Source organism: Kitasatospora xanthocidica (assembly GCF_014656195.1).
Lineage (GTDB): Bacteria > Actinomycetota > Actinomycetes > Streptomycetales > Streptomycetaceae > Kitasatospora > Kitasatospora xanthocidica.
In genome coordinates this window covers 367675-388510 of record NZ_BNBY01000007.1, presented here as the reverse complement: position 1 = coordinate 388510, position 20836 = coordinate 367675, and the positions used below count along the sequence as shown (strand labels likewise).

Annotated in this window: 16 protein-coding genes; 7 read left to right on the top strand and 9 right to left on the bottom strand. The window is 73.5% G+C overall.

The genetic code is table 11. The features are described 5' to 3' along the window. Window positions 1-133: 133 nt before the first annotated feature. Complete coding sequence (locus IE332_RS16200; protein ID WP_189916548.1) at window positions 134-595, bottom strand: GNAT family N-acetyltransferase; 462 nt, start codon at window positions 593-595, stop codon at window positions 134-136. Between the two features lie 127 nt (window positions 596-722). Beyond that, entirely contained in the window at window positions 723-1514 is a 792-nt protein-coding gene (locus tag IE332_RS16195; RefSeq protein ID WP_189916547.1) for a VOC family protein, read from the bottom strand. Window positions 1515-1716: 202 nt separating this feature from the next. Here IE332_RS16195 and recD2 point away from each other — a divergent pair, with 202 nt between their 5' ends. The 3 genes from recD2 to IE332_RS16180 all read left to right on the top strand — a co-directional run bounded on the left by recD2 (window position 1717) and on the right by IE332_RS16180 (window position 6756). Further along, window positions 1717-3948 carry an SF1B family DNA helicase RecD2 gene (recD2, locus tag IE332_RS16190; protein ID WP_189916546.1) on the top strand — a complete coding sequence of 744 codons (2232 nt, stop codon included), beginning with the start codon at window positions 1717-1719 and terminating at the stop codon, window positions 3946-3948. A 225-nt stretch (window positions 3949-4173) separates the two neighbouring features. Next, on the top strand, window positions 4174-5463 hold the full coding sequence (locus IE332_RS16185; RefSeq protein WP_189916545.1) for a citrate synthase: 1290 nt from the start codon (window positions 4174-4176) through the stop codon (window positions 5461-5463). 573 nt (window positions 5464-6036) lie between these two features. Next, window positions 6037-6756, top strand: a complete 720-nt coding sequence (locus tag IE332_RS16180) for an SDR family NAD(P)-dependent oxidoreductase (RefSeq protein WP_189916544.1) — start codon at window positions 6037-6039, stop codon at window positions 6754-6756. Between the two features lie 69 nt (window positions 6757-6825). Here the strand turns inward: IE332_RS16180 and IE332_RS16175 are convergent, their stop codons facing one another. Beyond that, window positions 6826-9120: a heavy metal translocating P-type ATPase gene (locus IE332_RS16175; protein ID WP_189916543.1), complete on the bottom strand. Its 2295-nt coding sequence runs from the start codon at window positions 9118-9120 to the stop codon at window positions 6826-6828. A gap of 65 nt (window positions 9121-9185) precedes the next feature. Beyond that, complete coding sequence (locus IE332_RS16170) at window positions 9186-9404, bottom strand: heavy-metal-associated domain-containing protein (RefSeq protein WP_189916542.1); 219 nt, start codon at window positions 9402-9404, stop codon at window positions 9186-9188. Between the two features lie 153 nt (window positions 9405-9557). On the opposite strand from IE332_RS16170, the gene IE332_RS16165 reads away from it, so the two are divergent. Further along, window positions 9558-10730 carry a PP2C family protein-serine/threonine phosphatase gene (locus IE332_RS16165; RefSeq protein WP_229928632.1) on the top strand — a complete coding sequence of 391 codons (1173 nt, stop codon included), beginning with the start codon at window positions 9558-9560 and terminating at the stop codon, window positions 10728-10730. A gap of 273 nt (window positions 10731-11003) precedes the next feature. Here IE332_RS16165 and dhaL read toward each other — a convergent pair whose 3' ends face one another. Together dhaL and dhaK are read right to left on the bottom strand one after the other, a co-directional pair. Continuing rightward, window positions 11004-11642, bottom strand: coding sequence for a dihydroxyacetone kinase subunit DhaL (dhaL, locus tag IE332_RS16160; protein WP_189916541.1), 639 nt, complete (start codon window positions 11640-11642; stop codon window positions 11004-11006). A 12-nt stretch (window positions 11643-11654) separates the two neighbouring features. Further along, entirely contained in the window at window positions 11655-12650 is a 996-nt protein-coding gene (gene dhaK / locus IE332_RS16155) for a dihydroxyacetone kinase subunit DhaK (protein WP_189916540.1), read from the bottom strand. 148 nt (window positions 12651-12798) lie between these two features. Here dhaK and dhaM point away from each other — a divergent pair, with 148 nt between their 5' ends. Beyond that, window positions 12799-13191, top strand: a complete 393-nt coding sequence (gene dhaM, locus IE332_RS16150) for a dihydroxyacetone kinase phosphoryl donor subunit DhaM (protein ID WP_189916539.1) — start codon at window positions 12799-12801, stop codon at window positions 13189-13191. A gap of 21 nt (window positions 13192-13212) precedes the next feature. On the opposite strand, the gene IE332_RS16145 is transcribed toward dhaM, so the two are convergent. Next, window positions 13213-14925 (bottom strand): bifunctional 3'-5' exonuclease/DNA polymerase, encoded by a 1713-nt coding sequence (locus IE332_RS16145; protein ID WP_189916538.1) that lies wholly within the window; start codon window positions 14923-14925, stop codon window positions 13213-13215. A 166-nt stretch (window positions 14926-15091) separates the two neighbouring features. Between IE332_RS16145 and IE332_RS16140 the strand changes: the two genes are divergently transcribed. After that, window positions 15092-17116, top strand: coding sequence for a M3 family metallopeptidase (locus IE332_RS16140; protein ID WP_189916537.1), 2025 nt, complete (start codon window positions 15092-15094; stop codon window positions 17114-17116). 63 nt (window positions 17117-17179) lie between these two features. On the opposite strand, the gene IE332_RS16135 is transcribed toward IE332_RS16140, so the two are convergent. Both IE332_RS16135 and IE332_RS16130 read right to left on the bottom strand, forming a co-directional pair. Then, window positions 17180-18676 carry a cellulase family glycosylhydrolase gene (locus IE332_RS16135; RefSeq protein WP_189916536.1) on the bottom strand — a complete coding sequence of 499 codons (1497 nt, stop codon included), beginning with the start codon at window positions 18674-18676 and terminating at the stop codon, window positions 17180-17182. Between the two features lie 140 nt (window positions 18677-18816). Then, on the bottom strand, window positions 18817-19452 hold the full coding sequence (locus IE332_RS16130) for a TetR/AcrR family transcriptional regulator (protein ID WP_189916535.1): 636 nt from the start codon (window positions 19450-19452) through the stop codon (window positions 18817-18819). Window positions 19453-19598: 146 nt separating this feature from the next. Here IE332_RS16130 and IE332_RS16125 point away from each other — a divergent pair, with 146 nt between their 5' ends. Continuing rightward, window positions 19599-20825 carry an acyl-CoA dehydrogenase family protein gene (locus tag IE332_RS16125; RefSeq protein ID WP_189916534.1) on the top strand — a complete coding sequence of 409 codons (1227 nt, stop codon included), beginning with the start codon at window positions 19599-19601 and terminating at the stop codon, window positions 20823-20825. The last annotated feature ends 11 nt before the right edge of the window (window positions 20826-20836 follow it).

Genomic DNA, 20836 nt, shown 5'->3' with positions numbered 1-20836 from the left:
CAGCGCCGATGGTACTGCAGGGGGGACCCTGTGGGAGAGTAGGACGCCGCCGAACAATCATTGTGAAGAACCCCCATCCGGATCCCGGATGGGGGTTCTTCGCGTTTACGGCGTCATTTCCGTAATTCCGTTGTCAGAGCTTCAGCTTGAACCCGATGTGCGACGGCTCGAAGCCGAGTCGCTCGTAGAAGCGGTGTGCGTCGGTGCGGGTGGCGTCGGAGGTGAGCTGGACGAGGTCGGAGCCGAGTTCGCGGGAGCGTTCGACGGCCCACTGGATCAGGACGGTGCCGAGCCCGCTGCCGCGTTCGTCGGCGTGGATGCGGACGGCTTCGATGATGGTGCGGGTGGCGCCCCGTCGGGAGAGGCCGGGGACGACGGTGAGTTGGAGGGTGCCGACGGTGCGGCCGGCGCGTTCGGCGACGACCAGGTGCTGGTGCGGGTCGCCCTCGATGCGGGTGAAGGCTTCGCGGTAGGGGGTGAGGTCGTCGGGGCTCTCGCGGGTCGCGCCCAGTGGGTCGTCCGCGAGCATCGCCACTACCGCGGGGAGGTCCGCCCCGGTGGCCCGGCGGATCGTGAGATCGGTCCTGTCGCTCATGATCAGAGAATAGAAGCGCTGGTCTCCCACCCTCCACCTGTCTACGCCCGTAGCACCCCTTCACGCCCCTTCTGGGAGGTTCTGGGGGGAGGAGCCGGGGAAGTGCCGGGGGCGAGGTGATCCGCTGTCACTCCCCGGGCCCGGCACTGGTGATGACGGCGAAGGCGGCGCCGTGCGGGTCGGTCAGCTGGGCGAGGCGGCCGACGCCGTGGACGTCGGTGGCCGGGATCCGCACGGTCGCGCCGAGGGTGCTCGCGATGGCGAGGCTGGCGTCCGGGTTGGGGACCTCGAAGTAGGGGAGCCAGTGCGAGCCGGTGCCGGCGGCGGTGCGTTCGGGGCTGAGCTGGGCGATGCCGCCGTGGGCGTCGTCGGTGCCGCCGCCGGCCGGGGTGAGGACGGTGTAGAGGGAGCCTTCGAACGGGACGTCCTGTTCCTGCCAGCCGAAGACCGTGCGGTAGAAGGACTTGGCGCGTTCGGCGTCGACGCTGTGGCACTCGGCCCAGCAGAGGCTGCCGTTCTCGTCGACGACGTCCAGGCCGCGGGTGTCGTGCGGCTGCCAGACGGCGAAGTCGGCGCCGGAGGGGTCGGTGTAGCCGGCCATCCGGCCCGCGGTGAAGACGTCGAAGGGAGGGAACCGGACGGTGCCGCCGGCCTGTTCGACGAGTTCGGTGGTGCGGTCGGCGTCGAGGGTGGCGAAGTACAGGGTCCAGCCGGGCAGGGCGCCTTCTTCGGTGAGGGGGCCGAGGGCGGCGACGGTGCGGCCGTCGAGCCGGAAGAAGCCGTAGCCGCCGGCTTCGGGGCCGGCCGAGGCGAAGGTCCAGCCGAACAGGGCGGTGTAGAAGTCGACGGAGGCCCGGGTGTCGGGGCTGCTCAGGTCGAGCCAGTCCGGGGAGCCGGGGCGGAAGGCGGTGTTGAGCATGTCGGTGCAGCTCCTCGGACGGGGCCGGGCCCGGGAGGGGCGCGGTCGACGGTCCCCCTGCGTCCCTCACAGCCTGGCACCTCGGTCGGGGCGCTGCACGGCAGGCCACCGGCCCGGATCGGCCGGCCGGAGAGTGTGGGCCTGTCGGGGCCGGGCGGTACGGTGCGTAGCGCAATGTTCCACCCGTACCGGAGGGGGCCCGGTGAGCAAGCAGGCGCCGTCGGAGCAGCAGCCGCGGCAGCTCGCGCAGGTCGAGGGCGTGCTGGAGCGGATCACCTACGCCAACGAGGAGACCGGCTACACGGTGGCCCGGGTGGACACCGGCCGCGGGGCGAACGAGCTGCTGACGGTGGTGGGCGCGCTGTTGGGGGCGCAGGTCGGGGAGTCGCTGCGACTGCACGGCCGGTGGGGTTCGCACCCGCAGTACGGGCGGCAGTTCACGGTGGAGAACTACACCACGGTGCTGCCGGCGACGGTGCAGGGCATCCAGCGGTACCTGGGTTCGGGGCTGATCAAGGGGATCGGGCCGCGGTTCGCCGAGCGGATCGTGGAGCGGTTCGGGGCGGACACCCTGGAGGTGATCGAGAACGAGCCGGGCCGGCTGATCGAGGTGCCGGGGCTGGGGCCGAAGCGGACGAAGAAGATCGCGGCGGCCTGGGAGGAGCAGAAGGCCATCAAGGAGGTGATGGTCTTCCTGCAGGGGGTCGGGGTGTCGACCTCGCTGGCTGTGCGAATCTACAAGCAGTACGGCGACGGTTCGATCGGTGTGGTGAAGAACGAGCCGTACCGGCTGGCCTCGGACGTGTGGGGCATCGGCTTCCTGACGGCGGACCGGATCGCCCAGGCGGTGGGGATCCCGCACGACAGCCCGGAGCGGGTGAAGGCGGGGCTGCAGTACGCGCTGTCGCAGAGCAGCGACCAGGGGCACTGCTTCCTGCCGGAGGAGCGGCTGATCGCGGACGGCGTGAAGCTGCTGCAGGTGGACGTGGGGCTGGTGATCGACTGCCTGGCGGAGCTGGTGGCGACCGAGGGGGTGGTGCGCGAGCAGGTGCCGGGGGAGGGCGGCGAGTCGATCACGGCCGTGTACCTGGTGCCGTTCCACCGGGCGGAGATCTCGCTGGCCAACCAGCTGCTGCGGCTGCTGCGTTCGGACACGGACCGGATGCCGTGGTTCGCGGACGTGGACTGGCCGGTGGCGCTGGACTGGCTGGCGAAGCGGACGGGCGCGGAGCTGGCGCCGGAGCAGGAGCAGTCGGTCCGGCTGGCGTTGACCGAGCGGGTCGCGGTGCTGACGGGCGGTCCGGGGTGCGGCAAGTCGTTCACGGTGCGGTCGATCGTGACGCTGGCGCTGGCGAAGCGGGCCAAGGTGGTGCTGGCGGCGCCGACCGGCCGGGCGGCGAAGCGGCTGGCGGAGCTGACCGGGGTGGAGGCGTCGACGGTGCACCGGCTGCTGGAGCTGAAGCCGGGCGGGGACGCCGCGTACGACCGGGACCGGCCGCTGGACGCGGACCTGGTGGTGGTCGACGAGGCCTCGATGCTGGACCTGATCCTGGCGAACAAGCTGGTCAAGGCGGTGCCGATGGGCGCGCACCTGCTGTTCGTGGGGGACGTGGACCAGCTGCCGTCGGTGGGGGCCGGGGAGGTGCTGCGGGACCTGCTGGCGGAGGGCGGGCCGATCCCGTCGGTGCGGCTGACCAGGATCTTCCGGCAGGCGCAGCAGTCGGGGGTGGTGACGAACGCGCACCGGATCAACGAGGGCAGGCCGCCGCTGACGGAGGGTCTGGCGGACTTCTTCCTGTTCGCGGAGGACGACGCGGAGCGGGCGGCCGGGCTGACGGTGGACGTGGTGGCGCGCCGGATCCCGGGGAAGTTCGGCTTCGACCCGCGCCGGGACATCCAGGTGCTGGCGCCGATGCACCGGGGGCCGGCGGGTGCGGGCGCGCTGAACACGCTGTTGCAGGGGGCGGTGACGCCGGCCCGGGAGGGGCTGGCTGAACGCCGCTTCGGTGGTCGTACGTTCAGGGTGGGGGACAAGGTCACGCAGATCCGCAACAACTACGACAAGGGGCGGAACGGCGTCTTCAACGGCACAGTGGGAGTGGTGACCGCCCTCAGCGTGGACGACCAGCGGCTGACGGTGCTCACCGACGAGGACGAGGAGGTGGGGTACGACTTCGACGAACTGGACGAGCTGTCGCACGCGTACGCGGTGACCATCCACCGCTCGCAGGGCAGCGAGTACCCGGTGGTGGTGATTCCGGTCACCATGTCCGCTTGGACGATGCTCCAGCGGAACCTGCTCTACACCGCTGTGACCAGGGCACGGAAACTCGTGGTGCTGGTCGGGTCACGGAAGGCGATCGCCCAGGCCGTACGGGCCGTCAGCGCAGGTCGGAGGCATACCGCGCTCGATCATCGGCTGACTACTGGATGATTATCCAACAGGATGGTTGCCTCTAAGGTTCTCTTGACGTGAAGAGATTTACGGCAGAGCCTAGGGTGGTGCCGATCTTGTCCGGTTCGTACCGGCTGCGGCGGCAGGTTTTGTAGGGGCGGGCCCTTTCGGGCCACCCCGGGTGCGCGGCTGTCCTCCGGATGGGGGATCGTGGAGACAGTCAGGGCACCTTGGAAGAGGATTCATTTCGTCGGTGAGGAAGACGTGAGCGACAACTCGGTAGTACTGAGGTACCAGGACGGCGAGTACGAGTACCCCGTCGTCGAGAGCACTGCGGGCAACGCCGGCTTCGACATCTCGAAGCTGCTCCCGCAGACCGGCCTGGTCACCCTGGACAACGGCTTCGGTAACACCGCCGCGTACAAGTCCGCGATCACCTTCGTGGACGGCGACAACGGCATCCTGCGGTACCGCGGCTACCCGATCGAGCAGCTCGCCTCGCAGGGCGGCTTCGTCGAGACCGCGTACCTCCTGATCAACGGTGAGCTGCCCAACGAGACCCAGCTGGCCGAGTTCAACCGCGAGATCACCCAGCACACCCTGCTGCACGAGGACGTCAAGCGCTTCTTCCAGGGCTTCCCGCGGGACGCCCACCCGATGGCCATGCTGTCCTCGGTCGTCGGCGCGCTGTCCACGTTCTACCCGGAGAGCCACAACCCGTTCGACGCGGCCCAGCGCCACCTGTCGACGGTCCGCCTGCTCGCCAAGCTGCCGACGATCGCCGCGTACGCGTACAAGAAGGCGATGGGCCAGCCCTTCGTCTACCCGCGCAACGACCTGAGCTACGTCGAGAACTTCCTGCGGATGACCTTCGCGGTCCCCGCCGAGGACTACGAGCTCAACCCGGTCGTCGTCAACGCCCTGGACAAGCTGCTCATCCTGCACGCGGACCACGAGCAGAACTGCTCGACGTCCACCGTGCGCCTGGTCGGCTCCAGCCACGCCAACCTGTTCGCCTCGATCTCGGCCGGCATCTCGGCCCTGTGGGGCCCGCTGCACGGCGGCGCCAACCAGGCCGTGCTGGAGATGCTGGAGAGCATCCAGAAGGACGGCGGCGACGTCGACGCCTTCATCACGAAGGTCAAGAACAAGGAAGCCGGCGTCAAGCTGATGGGCTTCGGCCACCGGGTCTACAAGGCGTTCGACCCGCGTGCCGCCCAGGTCAAGCTGCTCGCGCACGAGGTCCTCGGCCAGCTCGGCAAGAGCGACGAGCTGCTGGACATCGCGCTCAAGCTGGAGGAGCACGCCCTCAAGGACGACTTCTTCATCTCGCGCAAGCTGTACCCGAACGTGGACTTCTACACCGGCCTGATCTACCGCGCCATGGGCTTCCCGACCAGCATGTTCACCGTGCTGTTCGCCCTCGGCCGGCTGCCGGGCTGGATCGCCCACTGGCACGAGATGATCAACGACCCGACCAGCCGGATCGGCCGTCCGCGCCAGATCTACACCGGCACCGCGATCCGCGACTACGTCCCGCTCGAGGGTCGCTGACGAGACGCGCGACGACGCTGACGACGGGCACCGGCCCGAGCGGAAGCTGAAAGGGGCCCGGCCGCTGCTGAGCGGTCGGGCCCCTCCGCGTCCCCGCGCGGTGCCCCCGAGGGGGTCCGTGCGGGGACGGAACCGTACGGCGCACGACTCCGGGGTCGGCCGCAGCCAGGGGACGGCCGCTCAAAGCGTCCCTGGCCCGCCAGGACCCCGGCGCCGTGCGCGAAGGCCGTCGAGGACGACGACCGTTCCCGGGGCCCGCCGGAGCCCCGTCGGCGACAGCCGATGGAAGCGCGGGGACGCGTTGCCGTTCATCGCGTCCTCGCCCGTCGGAAAAACTGCCGCACTACCAACCTAAGACGTATCAGGGTGCGAGAAGTTACGCCCGGGGGGTGTGAGCTGCCTCTCGCCACGCTCCGTGTGCGCGTCGTACCCCGCCCATATCACACCTTCTCTCGCGCGGGACGTCACCCTCCCCGCAGTCACGGCAACCGAGCGTGATAGGAATCGTGGCATTCCGGTACGGACCGTCGCGCACTCGCAGCGCGGCGGCGGAACTGGGGAGGGAGTGCGCAGATGGCCAGGAACGTCGTCGTCACCGGCGGTGGCACGGGAATCGGGTACGAAGTCGCGCGGCGGTTCGCCGAGATGGACGACCACGTGGTGATCGTGGGCCGCCGGCGGGCGGTCCTGGAGAAGGCGGCGGCCGACCTCGGGCCGAACGTCACCCCGCTGGTGTGCGACCTCGCCGACCCGGACGACGTCGAGGCCGCGCTGCGCGGACTGCCCGAGCGGATCGACGTCCTGGTCAACAACGCCGGCAGCCGGGAGACCGTGGTCGGCGGCGGCCCGCACGCCCTGCTGGCCCGCTGGCGCGGCGACTTCGAGCGCAACGTGCTGACCGTGGTGCTGCTCACCGAGTCGATCCGCGACCGGCTCACCCCCGGCTCCGGCCGGGTGGTCACCATCAGCTCCATCGCCGCCCTGCGCGGGGCCGGCTCGTACGGCGCGGCGAAGGCTTCGCTGCACGCCTGGAACCACTTCCTGGCCGCCCAGTTGGGCACCTCGGGCATCACCGCCAACATCGTCGCGCCGGGGACGGTCAGCGGCACCGAGTTCTTCGGGCCGCGGCTGGACGAGGCCGAGGTCGCCCGCCGGGCGGCCCGCACCCTGCTCGGCCGGATCGGCGAGACCGGGGAGGTCGCGGCGGCGGTGCACTTCCTCGCCTCGCCCGAGGCCGGGTTCATCACCGGCGAGATCCTGCACTGCAACGGCGGCGAGCTGCTGGGGCGTTGACGCCCGCGTCGTGACGAGGGGCCCGGACCGTCGGCGGTCCGGGCCCCTCGCACTCTCCGGTGCTGAGCCTCAGGCGGGCCGGAAGCGGCGCAGCCGCAGGCTGTTGGTGACCACGAAGACCGAGGAGAAGGCCATCGCGGCCCCGGCGATCATCGGGTCGAGCAGTCCGGCGGCGGCCAGCGGGATCGCCGCGACGTTGTAGCCGAAGGCCCAGAACAGGTTGCCCTTGATGGTGCCGAGGGTCTTGCGGGAGAGCCGGATGGCGTCGGCCGCGGCCAGGAGGTCGCCGCGGACCAGGGTGAGGTCGCCGGCCTCGATCGCGGCGTCGGTGCCGGTGCCCATGGCCAGGCCCAGGTCGGCCTGGGCGAGCGCGGCGGCGTCGTTGACGCCGTCGCCGACCATCGCGACGACCCGGCCCTCGGCCTGCAGCCGCCTGACCGTCTCGACCTTGTCCTGCGGCATGACCTCGGCGATCACGTGCTCCGGTGCGATGCCGACCTCGGCCGCCACGGCCTCGGCGACCAGCCGGTTGTCGCCGGTCAGCAGCACCGGGGTCAGGCCCAGCGCGCGCAGCCGGGCGATCGCCTCGGCGCTGGTCGGCTTGACCGCGTCGGCGACCTCCAGCACGGCCCGCGCCTCACCGTCCCAGCTGACCGCGACCGCGGTGCGCCCGGCGGCCTCCGCGGCGGCCTTGGCGCGGGCCAGGGAGGGGGGCAGGTGCAGCGCCCGGCCGGCGAGCAGGGCCTCGCGCCCGGCGACCACCGTGCGGCCCGCCACGACACCCTCCACGCCCCGGCCGGGGACGCTGCGGAAGCCCTCGACCGGCGGCAGCTCGCCCGTCCGCTCGATCGCGGCCGCGGCGACGGCGGCGCCGATCGGGTGCTCGGAGGCGTGTTCGACGGCCCCGGCCAGCCGCAGCGCCTCGGTCTCGTCGACGCCCTCGGCGGTGTGGACGGCGAGCAGGGTCATCCGGCCGGTGGTGACGGTGCCGGTCTTGTCCAGGACGACGGTGTCGACCTTGCGGGTGGTCTCCAGGACCTCCGGGCCCTTGATCAGGATGCCGAGCTGGGCGCCGCGGCCGGTGCCGACGAGCAGCGCGGTCGGGGTGGCCAGGCCGAGGGCGCACGGGCAGGCGATGATCAGCACGGCCACCGCCGCGGTGAAGGCGGCGGTGGGGCTGTCGGTGGCCAGCAGCCGGCCGACCAGGGTGGCCAGGGCGATCAGGACGACCACCGGGACGAAGACGGCGGAGATCCGGTCGGCGAGGCGCTGGGCCGCGGCCTTGCCGTTCTGGGCCTCCTCGACCAGCTTGGCCATCCGGGCCAGCCGGGTGTCCGCGCCGACCCGGGTGGCCTCGACGACCAGCCGCCCGCCCGCGTTGACGGTCGCGCCGGTGACCTCGTCGCCGATCCCGACCTCGGCCGGCACGGACTCGCCGGTCAGCATCGAGGCGTCCACGGCGGAGCTGCCCTCGACCACCGTGCCGTCGGTGGCGATCTTCTCGCCGGGGCGGACCACGAAGCGCGTGCCGACGGCCAGCCGGTCCACCGGCAGCCGTACCTCCCGGCCCCCCTGGAGGACCGCGACCTCCTTGGCGCCGAGGTCGAGCAGGGCGTGCAGCGCGGCGCCGGCCCGGCGCTTGGAGCGGGCCTCCAGGGCGCGGCCGAGCAGGATGAGCACGGTGACGGCGGCGGCGGTCTCCAGGTAGAGCGTGGAGGAGGCGTCACCGGAGCCGACGGTCAGCGAGAAGTCGTGGCGCATCCCGGGCATGCCGGCGTGGCCCCAGAACAGCGCCCAGAACGACCAGCCGAAGGCGGCCAGGGTGCCGAGCGAGACCAGGGTGTCCATGGTGGCGGCGCCGTGCTTGAGGTTGGTCCAGGCGGCGCGGTGGAACGGCAGGCCGCCGTACACCACGACCGGGCCGGTCAGCGCGAAGGCCAGCCACTGCCAGTTGGCGAACTGCAGGGCGGGGACCATCGACAGCATGACCACCGGGAGGCTGAGGACGGCGCTGATCCGCAGCCGGTCGAGCAGGGGGTCGAACCGGGGGTCGGCGGTGGGCCGCTCGGGCGCGGCGGCGGCGGGGTCGGTCGGCTCGGAGGCGATGGGGGTGACGGGGGCCGGGGGCGGTGGGAGCTCGGCGGTGTAGCCGGTGCGCTCGACCGTGGCGATCAGCTCCTCGACCGTGACCCCGGGGCCGTAGTCGACCCGGGCCTTCTCGGTGGCGTAGTTGACGGTGGCCTCGACGCCGTCCAGCCGGTTGAGCTTCTTCTCGATCCGGGCCGCGCAGGAGGCGCAGGTCATCCCGCCGATCGACAGCTCGACCCGGTCCCGGGCCTCGACGTCCGGGGCGGACGTGCTCATGCGGATCAGCTCCTCGGTGGGGGCGTGGGCGGGGCCGAGGTCCGGCCCCGCCGCACCTCGGCGGTTCAGGAGCTGCGGCCGACCAGCTCGTAGCCGGCCTCGTCCACGGCGGCGCGGACCTGCTCGTCGTCCAACGGCGCGGCGGAGGAGACCGTCACGGTCCCGGCCTTGGAGTCGGCGGCGACGTCGGTGACACCGGACAGCGCGGAGAGCTCCTCGCTGATCGCCTTCTCGCAGTGGCCGCAGCTCATGCCGGACACGGTGTAGGTGATGGTGCTGGACATCGGGGCCTCCGGAAGGTCGGTGCGGTTCCTGTGCTTTCCTGTGCTGACACCATACCCCTCTGGGGTATTTCACGGAGAGGTGGGGGAGGTGCAACGCATCGTAGGCGACAGGGCGGATGGGTGAGTGCCGTGATCGTCCCTTATGTTCGGTATGTGTTTCCGATCCGCCGCGCCCAGTCGCCCTCGGCTCCCACGGCAGCCGGACTGCCGCCGGGCCGGCAGCGCGGCGCCCTGCTGGCCGCCGACCTCCAGGACGTGCCGCTCTGGCGGCGCGCCACCCCGGCCGTGGCCGCCATGCTGCTGGTCGCGCTCGCGGACTTCCTCTCCGGCAAGGACCGCTACCTCGCCCCGCTGATGACCGTCGTGCCGACCGTCGCGGCACTGACCCTCCGGCCCCGCGAACTGCTCGCGGTCTGCGCGGTCGGCCTGCTCGCCGTGTTCGGACTCAGCCACTACGACCAGGTCGACAACATCAACGACGCGCGCTTCCTCTACGGCGCCATGGTCAGCTACCTGGTGGTCACCCTCTTCTCCGCCTGGGTCGCCAAGCTCCGGATGCGGCGCGCGGCGGCCTTCGCGGCGGTCAGCTCCGTCGCCGAAGCCGCCCAGCGGGCGCTGCTCCGGCTGCCCGGGCCGACCGTCGGGCCGCTGCGGCTGGCCGTACGGTACGTGTCGGCGGCCGACGCCTCACAGATCGGCGGGGACCTGTACTCCGCCCTGGAGACGCCGCACGGGACCCGGGTCGCCGTCGGGGACGTCCGCGGCAAGGGGCTCGCGGCCGTGCAGACCGCGGCCGTGGTGCTCGGCGCCTTCCGCGAAGCCGCGTACGACGAGGCCGGGCTGCGGGGCGTCGCGGCCCGGATCGAGGCCAGCGTCGAACGGCACGTGCCGGACGGGGAGTTCACCACCGCGCTGTTCGCCGAATTCCGCTCTCCGGGAGTCATGGAGCTGCTGCAGTACGGGCACGTGCCGCCGATCCGGGTCGACGGCGAGGGACACGCGCACGTCCTGGACGCGCCGGACCCGTGGGTGCCGCTCGGCCTCGGCCGGCTCGCCTCCGGGGAGCCCACCACCTGGGGGCAGGCGTTCGGACCGGAGGATGTGCTGGTGCTCTGCACGGACGGGGTGATCGAGGCGCGGCACCGCAGGAGCGGGGAGTTCTACCCGCTGGCGGAGCGGGTGGGGCCGCTGGTGCGGGACGCTGCGCGCTCGGCGGGGGAGCTGGAGGCGGCGGTGGAGCGGGTCTACGGGGATCTGCTGGCGCACACGGGTGGGGAGTTGCGGGATGACGCTTTGTTGTTGCTGATTACGCGGACGGATGGGTGAGGGGCCGCTGCGCGGGGCTTGGGGGTGGGGGTGGGGCTCTCGGGAGGGTGGGGGCGGGGCGGCTCCGGGGGTGGGTGCTCCGGGGGCTGGATGATTTTCAGACTGCCCACTCTGTGGGGTGGGGCTGGTCGCCGTTGGCAGTCTGAAAATCACCCGCAACGCCCCTCTCCGCACCCACCCCCTGCGCCGCCCCTTCCGCAGCGCGTCCCTCTCGCCGGTGAGGGGGAGGGGGAGGTAGGTGCGGGAGGTGGGGTGGGGGTGCGGGGGGGGGGCTTAGGTGGTGAGGGTTTCGGCGAGGGTGCGGAAGATGAGGGCGGTGGAGGTGGCGCCCGGGTCCTGGTGGCCGATGCTGCGTTCGCCGAGGTAGGAGGCGCGGCCCTTGCGGGCTTGGAGGGGGGTGGTGTCGCGGGCGCCCTGTTCGGCGGCGTCGGCGGCTGCGGTGGCGGCTTCGGGGAGGGTGGCTCCGGTGGCGGCCGCGGTGCGGAAGGCGGTGACGGCCGGGGTCCAGGCGTCCACGATGGTTTTGTCGCCGGGTTCGGCCTTGCCGAGGAGGCGGACGGCGTCGAGGCCGGCGGAGAGGGCTTCGGCGAGGGTGGCCGGGGCGGCGGGGCCTGGCAGGGCGGCGCCGATGGCGCGGAAGGCTTTGCCGTAGAGCGGTCCGGAGGCGCCGCCGACCTTGGAGATGAGGGTGGTGCCGGTTTTGGTGAGGACGGCGCCGGGGTCGGCGGGTCCGAGGGCGTCCAGGGCGGTGAGGGCGGCCGTGAAGCCGCGCTGGAGGTTGCTGCCGTGGTCGCCGTCGCCGATCGCGGAGTCCAGCTCGGTGAGCCGGGGCTGCTCTTTCTCGACGGCCGCGGCGATCGCGCGGATCCAGGACTCGGCCAGCGGGCCGTCGAAGCGGGGGGTGTCGGGCATCGCGGCTCCTCTTCAGGCCCGCTTGAGGGCGGGGGTGTCGACCGGGGCGTCCCAGAGTTCCAGCAGTTGGGTGTCGGCCTTGGTGAGGGTGAGGGAGAATCCGGCCATGTCGAGGCTGGTGACGTAGTTGCCGACCAGACTGCGGGCCACGGTGATGCCGCGCTCGGCGAGGCGGGCGGCGACCTCGCCGTAGACCACGTACAGCTCCAGCAGTGGGGTGGCACCGAGGCCGTTGAGCAGGGCGATCACCTCGTCGCCGGGGGTGAGGTGGTGGTCGGTGAGGATGGTGTCGACCACCTCGGCGGCAAGGTCCCGGGCCGGGCGGAGCTTCTCGCGGCGGCGGCCGGGCTCGCCGTGGATGCCGACGCCGACCTCGATCTCGTCCTCGGGCAGGTCGAAGCCGGGCTTGCCGGCGGCCGGGACGGTGGCGGCGGTGAGCGCGATCGCGAAGGAGCGGGAGGCGGCGTTGACCCGCTCGCCGAGCGCGGCCACCTCGTCCAGCGGGGCGCCGCGCTCGGCCAGCGCGCCGGCGGTCTTCTCGACCAGGACGGTCGCGCCGGTGCCCCGGCGGCCGGCCGTCCAGGTGGAGTCCTCGACCGCGACGTCGTCGTTGACCAGGACGGTGCGGACCTCGAGGCCCTCCTCGGCGGCGAGTTCGGCGGCGAGCTCGAAGTTCATCACGTCGCCGGTGTAGTTCTTCACGACGAAGACGACGCCGGCGCCGTTCTCCACGGCCTTGGCGGCGGCCAGCATCTGGTCCGGGACGGGCGACGTGAACACCTCGCCCGGGCAGGCGGCGTCGAGCATGCCGGGGCCGACGAAGCCGCCGTGCAGCGGTTCGTGGCCGGAGCCGCCGCCGGAGATCAGCGCGACCTTGGGCCCGGCCGGGCGGGCGGCCCGGGTGATCACCCGGTTGGGGATGTCCACCGCCAGCTCCGGATGGGCGGCGGCGACCCCGGCCAGGGCGTCCTCCAGGACGCTCTCCGGGGTGTTGATCAGCTTCTTCAACGCTCTTCGCTCCCTTGGTGAGGACGCTACGGCGGTCAACGCTGTTGACCCGACGCTACGCCAGACGGGGGTGGCGGGCACGGGCTGCGACACGCGCGTTTCCCGTCACTCTCCCGGAGCAGTGGGATCGGACCGTAGGGTCGTCCGCATGAGTGGAAACGTGGGCATCGTCCTGGTCTCGCACAGCGCCCGGCTCGCGGAGGGGCTGCGCGAGCTGCTCGCCGAACTGGCCTCGGACGGCGTGCGGGTGGTGGTCGCGGGCGGCACGGAGGACGGCGGGCTCGGGACCAGCTACGAGCTGATCGCCGGGGCGGTCGCCCGGGCGGACGGCGGGGCGGGCGTGGTCGTGCTGCCGGACCTCGGCAGCTCGGTGCTCACCGCCGTCACGGTGCTGGAGGACGAGCCGCGCCCGGGCGTGCGGCTGGTGGACGCGCCGTTCGTGGAGGGCGCGGTGGCCGCCGCCGTCACCGCCTCGACCGGGGCGGGGCTGGCCGAGGTGGTCGCGGCGGCCGAGGAGGCGCGCTCCTTCCGGAAGCTGTAGCGGCCGCCCCGGGCCGGCCGGTCACTTGGCGTCGGCGTAGCAGTCCACCACCGCCGTGGTGAGCGGGAAGCGCACCGGGGTGTCGCCGAACACCAGCCGGCGGGCCTCGTCGGCGGCTTCGGCGACGGCGGCGGCCACCTGGTCGGCGAGGTTGGCCGGGGTGTGCACCAGCACCTCGTCGTGCTGGAAGAACACCAGGTGCGGGCGGTCCTCCGGGCCGGCCGCCGGCAGCTCGGCGAGCCGTCGGCGCAGCGCCGCGAGGAGGGCGAGGGCCCAGTCGGCGGCGCTGGCCTGGATGACGAAGTTGCGGGTGAAGCGGCCGCGGGCGCGGGCGGTGCGGCCGCCGGCCTCGCCCGCGGTGTCGGCCTCGGTGAGGTCGAGGAAGTCGGCGGAGGCCGGCGGGCAGACCCGGCCGAGCCGGGAGGAGACCACACCGCCGTCCTCGCCGGTGCGGGCGGCGGCCTCGACGTAGCCCATCGCGGCCGGGTAGCGGCGGCGCAGGGTGTTCAGCAGCGGGCCGATGTCGCCGCTGGTCTGCCCGTACATGGCGCCGAGCAGGCCGAGCTTGGCCTTGTCCCGGTCGCCCTGGAAGGCGGTGGCGGCGAGCGCCTCGTACAGGTCGCCGCCGGCGGCGGTGCGGGCCAGCCCGGCGTCCTGGGAGAGCGCGGCGAGCACCCGGGGCTCCAGCTGGGCGGCGTCGGCGACGACCAGCAGCCAGCCCGGGTCGGCGACCACGGCCCGGCGCAGGATGCGCGGGATCTGCAGGGCGCCGCCGCCGCGGCTGGCCCAGCGGCCGGAGACCACACCGCCGACCACGTACTCGGGCCGGAAGCGGCCGCCGCGGGCCCAGGCGTCCTGCCAGGCCCAGCCGTGGGCGACGTGGATCCGGGCCAGCTCCTTGTAGCGGACCAGCAGCCGGGCCGCCGGGTGGTCGATCTCCTTGAGCTCCCAGGAGCGGGTGGAGGTGAGCTGGATGCCGGCCTCGGCGAAGGCGCGCAGCACCTGGGTGTGCGAGTCGGGGTTGAACGGCTTGCCGCCGAGGGCCTGCTGGAGCTCGACGGCGAGGTCGGCGAGCAGCCGGGGCTGGGTGCCGGGGACGCTCGGGCGGGGGCCGAGCAGGTCGGTCAGCAGCCGGTCGTGGACGTCGGCGCGCCAGGGCAGGCCGTCCTGGGCGATCTCGGCGGCCACCAGGGCGCCGGCCGACTCGGCGGCGACCAGCAGCCGGAAGCGCTGCCGGGCGGCCGGGTCGGCGACGGCGGCGATCCGGCGCTGCTGCTCGGCGTGGACGGCGACCACGGCGGCCAGCGGGTCGGCGCCGGGCGGCAGTTGCAGCCGGTCGGGGGCGAACAGGGTGTCCTGGCCGTCGTCGGCGTCGGCCGGGCCGGGCTCGGGCAGGTCCGCCGGGACGGGCAGGCCGCGCAGCCGGGCCCAGGCCGCGCCGAGCGAGCGCGGCGCGCCGAACCGGCCCTCGTGCGCCAGCAGCAGCGCCTCGACCAGCCGCAGGTCGTGGCAGCGGGCGACCCGGTCGGGCAGCCGGGGCAGCAGCGGGGCGTACCCGGAGTCGGCGGCGGCCCAGACCCAGCGGGGGCGGTCGGCGGCCTCCCGGGCGGCGACCGCGGCGGCGAGGTCGGGGACCGGCTCCGGCGGGCCGAGCGGGGTGCCCGCGTCGTCGAGCGGCTGGAGCCGGCCGCCGGGGCCGTGCGGGTCGGGCGCGAGGGCGATCCTGGGTGCCACGGGGGCTGCTCCTCTCCGGCGCGCGGTCGGGCGTGCTGGTACGGCACTGGTGTGCGGGCTCGCGGCCCGCGGCTGACGGGCCTCCTGCGCTGACGGTAACGGGTGGGTACGACAACGGGTGAGGGCCGCGTAGGCAGGGCGGGTGACACCGCGTATGGTCGGCGAAATGACCGAGAACCCGTTCTTCCGGCCCAGCACGCTGGACTACGAGCTGCCCCCCTTCGCGGAGATCCGGGAGGAGCACTACCTGCCCGCGTACGAGCGCGGGATGGCCGAGCAGCTGGCCGAGATCGCGGCGATCACCGCCGACGGCAACCCGCCGACCTTCGAGAACACCCTGGTGGCCCTGGAGCGCACCGGGGAGCTGCTGCGCCGGGTGGACGTCGTCTTCCGCAACCAGTCCTCCTCGGACACCACCGACGTGCTGGACGAGGTGGAGGCCAAGGTGAGTCCGCTGCTCGCCGTCCACCACGACGCGATCCACCTGGACCGCGCGCTGTTCGCCCGGATCGAGGAGCTGTACCGCACCCGCGATCGGCTCGGCCTGGACCCGGAGTCGCTGCGGCTGCTGGAGCGCCGGTACGGCGCCTTCGAGCGCTCCGGCGCCCGGCTGGGCGAGGCCGAGCAGGCCCGGCTGCGCGGGCTGAACGCCGACCTCGCCGCGCTGGGCACCACGTTCCAGCAGAACGTGAACGCCGCGAACCGGGCCTCCGCGCTGGTCCTGGACTCGGCGGCGGAGCTGGCCGGGCTGTCCGAGGACGCGATCGCCGGCGCCGCGGAGAACGCCCGGGTGCTCGGCCACGAGGGCAGGTACGTGCTGAGCCTGCAGAACACCTCCGGCCAGCCCGCGCTGGCCCAGCTCACCGACCGCTCGGTGCGCGAGCGGCTGCTCGCCGCCTCGCTCGGCCGGGGCATCGAGGAGAACGGCCCGATCGCGATCCGGATGGCCGGGCTGCGCGCCGAGCGGGCCGAGCTGCTGGGGCACCCGAGCCACGCCGCGTACGTGGTGGCGGACGAGACGGCCGGTACGGTCGAGGCGGTCTCCGCCCTGCTGGCCCGCCTCGTCGGGCCGGCCGTGGCCAACGCCCGCCGGGAGGCCGCCGAGCTGGCCCGGGTGGCGGCCGCGGACGGGGTCGAGGAGATCGCCGCGCACGACTGGGCGTACTACTCGGAGAAGGTCCGGCAGGAGTCCTTCCAGGTGGACGCGGCGGTGCTGCGCCCTTACTTCGAGCTGGAGCGGGTGCTGCGCGACGGTGTGTTCTTCGCGGCGAACCTGGCGTACGGGCTGTCCTTCACCGAGCGGCCGGACCTGACGGCGCACCACCCGGACGCGCGGGTCTTCGAGGTGTTCGAGGAGGACGGCACCGCGCTGGGCCTGTTCATCGGCGACTTCCACGCCCGGGCGTCCAAGCGCGGCGGGGCCTGGATGGACTCGCTGGTCGAGCAGTCCGAGCTGACCGGGCAGCGGCCGGTGGTGCTGAACAACCTCAACATCCCGCGGGCGGCGCCCGGCGAGCCGGTGCTGATGTCCTGGGACGAGGTGCGCACGCTCTTCCACGAGTTCGGGCACGCGCTGCACGGCCTGTTCTCACGGGTGCGGTACCCGCTGTTCTCGGGCACCGCGGTGCCGCGGGACTTCGTGGAGTTCCCGTCGCAGGTCAACGAGATGTGGATGGTCCGGCCCGAGGTGCTGGCCAACTACGCCCGCCACCACGGGACCGGGGAGGTGCTGTCGCCGGAGCTGGTCGAGCGGATCACGGCGGCCGAGGGCTTCGGACAGGGCTTCCGGACGGTGGAGTACCTGGCGGCCACGCTGCTGGACTGGGCCTGGCACACGGTGCCGCGGGGCGAGGAGATCACCGACGTCGAGGAGTTCGAGGCGCGGGCGCTGGCGGCGGCCGGGATCGCGGTGGACGCCGTCCCGCCGCGCTACCGGACGGCGTACTTCCAGCACATCTTCGCCAGCGGCTACAGCGCGGCCTACTACGCCTACATCTGGTCCGAGGTGCTGGACGCCGACACCGTGCAGTGGTTCGAGGGCAACGGGCGGCCGGTGCGGGAGAGCGGCGAGGTGTTCCGGCGTGAGCTGCTGGCGCGCGGGTTCAGCCGGGACCCGCTGGAGTCCTTCCGCGCGGTGGTCGGCCGGGCGCCGGAGACCGGGCCGCTGCTGGCCCGCCGCGGCCTGCTGTAGTACGGCGGTAGGCGCCGGTGGCGCGGTGGGCCCGGCCGCGGTGCGGTGTCACCGGGGTGGATGTCACCGGGCGGTGAGGGTGACCGTCACGGCGGTGCCCGGGCGGGCGCGCGGGAGCCGGATCCGTACGGTTCCGGCGCGCCCGTCCGCCGGCTGCTCGACCTCGACCCGGGCGCCGGCGGGGGAGACCGCGACGCCCGCCCCGTGCGGGAACGCGGCCGGGGGCAGGACGAGTTCGCTGCCGCGCCCGGTGCCGTCGGCGCTCCAGCGGACGGCGGCGGTGCCGTCCGCGCGGACCTCGGTGCGCACGTCGGTGCCGGCGACGGCGGCCGGGTACGGGCCGAAGGCGGGCTGCTCGCCGGGCGCCGGGTGCCCGGCCGGGTCGAGCGCGCAGTAGCCGCCGGTGCCCCGGCACCAGTACCAGAGCGTCCAGCCCTCGGCGAAGCCGTCCATCGCGGCGACCTGCCGGCGCACCAGCTGGGTGTTGCCGGGCGTCCGGGAGTCGGGCGGCCCCCACTCGCCGACCAGGACCGGCAGGCGGTGGGCGGCCGGGTAGGCGGTGATCGCGGCGGTGTACCGCTCGACGAAGCCGTCGGCCGGGTCCCAGTCGGCGCCGTTCTCGACGGCGGTGGAGTAGAAGTGCGGTGCGTAGCCGAGCCGGGGCGCGCCGGGGCGGGGGTCGGTGAAGCCGGGCAGCCTGGTCGGCACGCCCTGGCCGACCAGGACCGTCGGTTCCACGAACAGCCAGGCACGGGTGTCGGCGCGGCGGACGGCGGTGATCAGCCGGCGGTACATGTCGGCGAGCCGGCCCTGTTCCAGGGCGGCGGAGGCGGCGGCCAGCACCGCCGGGTCGCTCGGGTCGCCGTCCACCGGGCCGAACGGCTCGTTGAACAGGTCGTAGCCCAGCAGCGAGCGGTGGCCGCGCAGTTCGCGGGCGAGCCGGGTGTAGAAGTCGGCCTGCCAGGCGCGCAGGTCGGGGTCGTCGTAGAGGTGGCGGAACGCGGCCTGGACGGCGGGCTGGAAGTAGCCGGCGAACCAGTCGTCCGGGTCCGGGGTGAAGGGCAGGCCGTCGTCCCGGGTGGCCCAGACCGGGATGCCGTTGGTGCCGCCGCCGAACCGCGGTCCGTAGACGTCCTGGTGGAAGTCGACCAGGACGAGCAGGCCCAGGCGGTCGGCCCGGTCGAGGAGCCGCCGCAGCCGGCCCAGTTCGGTGGGGTCGAGGGTGCCGCGTCGCGGTTCCAGCCTGGTCCAGGAGACCGGCAGCCGGACGAGCGTGAAGCCCTGGGCGGCGACGGAGGCCAGGTCGGCCTCGGTGGCCTCGGCGTACTTGTCGAGGTTGAAGCCGCGCAGTTGGAGGCGGCGGCCCTGGGCGTCGGTGAGGGCGGTGCGGCCGTCCGGGGCGGTGGCGGTGCCGGTGGGGAAGCGGTCCCGGTGCCCGCCGCGGGCCGTGGCGTCGGTGTCCGTGGCTGCGGCCGTGGTGGCTGTGGCCGGGCTGGCCGGGGCGGCGGTGAGGACGGTGGCGGCGAGCAGCAGGGCGACGGCGGTTCGGCGCAGGCGCATCGGGGACCTCGCACGGCGGGGGGTGGGGGCCCGATGATGCCCGTGGCGCCGTCCGCCGCACAAGAGTTGTGCACACATGTGCAGACAAGGGCTGTGAGCGGAAGGGGCGTGCGCGGAAAGGTCGTGCGCGGAAGGGGAGTTCAGCCGGCCGCCGGGGCCGGCGGCTCGACCGGGGCGGTGGGCAGGACGGCGGTGGGCAGGTCGGCGGCGGCGGCCAGGCGGCCCCAGAGCAGGTCGGCCAGCGCCTGCACCATCCGGGTGCGGGAGCAGGGTCTGCTCTCCAGCCACCAGTCCCCGGCGGCCAGCACCATGCCGGTGATGCCCCGGCCCCAGGCCTCGGCGAGCAGGTCGCGGTCGGCGCCGAGGTCGACCTGGCTCTGGACGGCCCGGGTGATCTCCTCGGCGATCTGCCGGAGGGCCGGGGCGAGCGCGTTGCCGGCGCCGCCGGGGTCGCCGGGTTCGGGGTGGGTGAGCAGCCGGTAGACCTGGGGGCGGGCCTCGATCCCGGCGAGGTAGGTGTCCAGGACGTGCTCGACCCGGTCGCGGCGCTCCAGCGGTTCGGCGAGGGCGGCCCGGACGGCGGCCAGCAGTCCGCTGGTGTGGCGCTCGGTCAGGGCTCCGATCAGGCCGTTCCGGTCGCCGAAGTGCCGGTAGAGGATCGGCTTGGTGATGCCGGCCTCGGCGGCGATGGCGTTCATGCTGGCGCCGGGCCCTTCGCGCTGGATGACCCGGTCGGCGGCGTTGAGCAGCTGCTCGCGGCGGGGCTCTCGGGACATGCGCTGCTCCTCGGGGTCGGGGGTCTGACGGGGCGTCGGCGCCGGTCGCGGGCGTTGACACCGGTTACCAATCAGTAGCAGACTCCGACGATGTTACCCGAGGTAACACCCCGGTCGGCCGCACACGTCTTCGGAGGCAAGCACCCATGAGCAGCACGTTCTCGCTGGACCCGGGCGCGGACCAGCTCGCCGTACGCGACTGGCTGCACGGCTTCGCCGCCGACGTGATGCGCCCGGCCGCGGCCGAGTGGGACGAGCGCGAGGAGACCCCCTGGCCGATCATCCAGGAGGCCGCCAAGCTGGGCATCTACTCGCTGGACTTCTACGCCCAGCAGTACTTCGACCCCTCCGGCGTCGGCATCCCGATCGCCATGGAGGAGCTGTTCTGGGGTGACGCGGGCCTCGGGCTGTCCATCGTCGGCACCACGCTGGCCGCCGTCGCCGTGCTCGCCAACGGCACCGACGAGCAGATCGGCACCTGGACCCCGCAGATGTTCGGCACCCCGGACGACCTCAAGGTGGCCGCCTTCTGCTCCTCCGAGCCGGACGCCGGATCCGACGTCTCCGCGCTGCGCACCCGGGCGGTGTACGACGAGGCCAAGGACGAGTGGGTGCTCAACGGCACCAAGACCTGGGCCACCAACGGCGGGATCGCCGCCGTCCACGTCGTGGTCGCCACCGTCGACCCCGGGCTCGGGGCCAAGGGCCAGGCCTCCTTCGTCGTCCCGCCGGGCACGCCCGGGCTGAGCCAGGGCCAGAAGTTCAAGAAGCACGGCATCCGGGCCTCGCACACCGCCGAGGTCGTGCTGGACGGAGTCCGGGTGCCCGGCAGCTGCCTGCTCGGCGGCAAGGAGAAGCTGGACGAGCGGCTGGCCCGGGCCCGCGAGGGCGTCAAGCGCCCGGGCGGCCGGGGCAACGCGGCGATGGCCACCTTCGAGGCCTCCCGCCCGGCCGTCGGCGCCCAGGCGATCGGCATCGCCCGCGCCGCGTACGAGGTGGCCCTGGACTACGCCAGGACCCGGGTGCAGTTCGGCCGTCCGATCATCGACAACCAGGGCGTGGCCTTCCAGCTCGCCGACATGAAGACCCGGATCGACGCGGCCCGGCTGCTGGTGTGGCGGGCCTCCTGGATGGCGGCCACCAACCAGCCGTTCACCGCGGCCGAGGGCTCGATGTCCAAGCTGTACGCGGGCGAGACCGCCAAGTACGTGACCGCGCAGGCGATGCAGATCCTGGGCGGCAACGGCTTCACCCGCGAGTACCCGGTGGAGCGGATGCACCGGGACAGCGCGATCTACTCGATCTTCGAGGGCACCAGCGAGATCCAGCGACTGGTGATCGCCCGGGCGATCTCGGGGATGCCGATCCGCTGAGCGGTGAGCGG